The organism is Mesorhizobium sp. M2A.F.Ca.ET.037.01.1.1 (assembly GCF_003998075.1).
Taxonomy (GTDB): Bacteria; Pseudomonadota; Alphaproteobacteria; order Rhizobiales; family Rhizobiaceae; genus Mesorhizobium.
The window spans coordinates 1-1,981 of sequence record NZ_RZSA01001114.1 but is presented as its reverse complement, the minus strand read 5'-3'; the positions used below and the strand labels follow the sequence as shown (position 1 = coordinate 1,981).

The following is a 1,981-nucleotide window of genomic DNA, read 5'->3' as shown; positions in this document are numbered from 1 at the left end:
GTGCTGGAAGGCCGCTCGGCGATCGACGAATCGATGATCACGGGCGAGCCGCTGCCGGTCGAAAAGACGGAAGGCTCCGCGCTTACCGGCGGCACGCTGAACAAGAACGGCTCGCTGGTCATGCGCGCTGAGAAGGTCGGCGCCGAGACCACGCTGTCGCGCATCGTCGAGATGGTCGCCAAGGCGCAGCGCTCGCGCGCCCCGATCCAGGGGCTGGCCGACCGCGTGTCCTTCTATTTCGTGCCGGCCGTGGTGCTGGTCGCCATCATCGCCTTCGTCGCCTGGGCACTCCTCGGCCCAGAGCCCAGCCTGATCTTCGCCATCGTCTCGGCTGTGTCGGTGCTGATCATCGCCTGTCCCTGCGCGCTCGGTCTGGCGACGCCGATGTCGATCATGACGGCGACCGGACGCGGCGCGCATGCCGGCGTGCTGATCAAGGAAGCGGCGGCGCTGGAGCGTTTCGCCTCGGTCGACACGCTGATCGTCGACAAGACCGGCACGCTGACCGAAGGCAAGCCGCGGCTTACCGATGTCGTCGCGTCCGAGGGCATCGATGAGAACGAATTGTTGGGCCTCGCCGCCGCGCTCGAAAAGGGTTCGGAGCATCCGCTGGCCGAGGCGATCGTCGAGGGCGCCGCCGCGCGCGGCCTGAAGCTGGCCGAAGCCGTCGAGTTCGAGGCCGTCACCGGCAAGGGCGTCTCGGGCACGGTTTCCGGCAGGAAGGTCGCGCTCGGCAATGCGGCGATGATGGCGGACCTCGGCGTCGAAACGCCGGCGGCCAATGCCGAGGCGATGCAGGCCGAAGGCAAGACGGCCATGTTCGTGGCCGTCGACGGCGGCTTCGCCGGCATCGTCGCAGTGGCCGATCCCGTGAAGGCAACGACGGCCGAGGCGATCAAGGCCCTGCACGATAGGGGTCTGAGGATCATCATGGCAACCGGCGACAACGAGCGCACGGCAAAAGCGATCGCCGGCAAGCTCGGCATCGACGAGGTCCGCGCCGGCCTGCTGCCGGATGAGAAGGGCACGCTGGTCGAGCAACTGCGTGCGAGGGGCGCTGGCGTGGCCATGGCCGGAGACGGCGTCAACGATGCGCCGGCGCTGGCCGGCGCCGATGTCGGCATCGCCATGGGCACCGGCGCCGATGTCGCGGTCGAAAGCGCCGGCATCACGCTGGTCAAGGGTGACCTCAACGGCATCGTCAGGGCGCGCACGCTGGCCCAGGCGACGATCCGCAACATCCGCCAGAATCTGTTTTTCGCCTTCCTCTACAACGTGCTCGGAGTGCCGGTCGCGGCCGGCGTGCTCTATCCGCTCACCGGCACGCTTCTGTCGCCGATGATAGCGGCGGCGGCGATGAGCCTGTCGTCGGTGTCGGTCATTACCAATGCTTTGCGGCTGAGGACGTTGAAACTCTGAACGAAGCTCCCAGATACGAACCTCAACCACAAGGAGACCTTGAATGACCCTGGCCAAGAAAATCGTGCTGCTGTTGATGGCGGCGGGAATGCTGCTTGCCGTCTTCCTCGAAAGCGTGCCGGCCTCGTCGGAGGAGATGAAGCACGACATGTCCAAGATGGCGATGGGCGCCCAGAGCCCGGCAACGGCGGGCTATGAGGCGGCGATGAAGAAGATGCACAAGGACATGGCGATCAAATACACCGGCAATGCCGATGTCGATTTCGTCCGCGGCATGATCCCGCATCATCAGGGCGCCATCGACATGGCCAAGGTGGTGATCGCCAACGGCAAGGATCCGGAAATCCGCAAGCTCGCCGAAGGCGTGGTCAAGGCGCAGGAAGCCGAGATCAAGGAAATGAAAGACTGGCTCGCCAAGCACCCGGCGAAGTAGCCGCTACCGGGAAATCTAGGCGGCCAGACGGCTTTGGTCTGGATTTCCGGTTTTGGCTATGCTGCCATCTGGCCACGCGGAGGAAGCCCATGCCGTCAACAGTCAGGACCCTCAAGCTGCCGTCCGGTG

At 65.6% G+C, this 1,981-nt stretch carries 2 protein-coding genes; both read left to right on the top strand.

Features of this window, described 5'->3' with window-relative positions; all coding sequences use genetic code 11:
- A partial coding sequence (locus EOA27_RS34045) for a copper-translocating P-type ATPase (protein WP_145970742.1) occupies nucleotides 1-1,419 on the top strand: 1,419 nt, incomplete at its 5' end.
- A 43-nt stretch (nucleotides 1,420-1,462) separates the two neighbouring features.
- On the top strand, nucleotides 1,463-1,852 hold the full coding sequence (locus EOA27_RS34040; RefSeq protein ID WP_127249402.1) for a DUF305 domain-containing protein: 390 nt from the start codon (nucleotides 1,463-1,465) through the stop codon (nucleotides 1,850-1,852).
- Nucleotides 1,853-1,981 lie beyond the last annotated feature (129 nt).

Coding starts and splice junctions, on each gene's coding strand:
- EOA27_RS34040 (WP_127249402.1), top strand. CDS start 1,463: ATGACCCTGGCCAAGAAAATCGTGCTGCTGTTGATGGCGGCGGGAATG.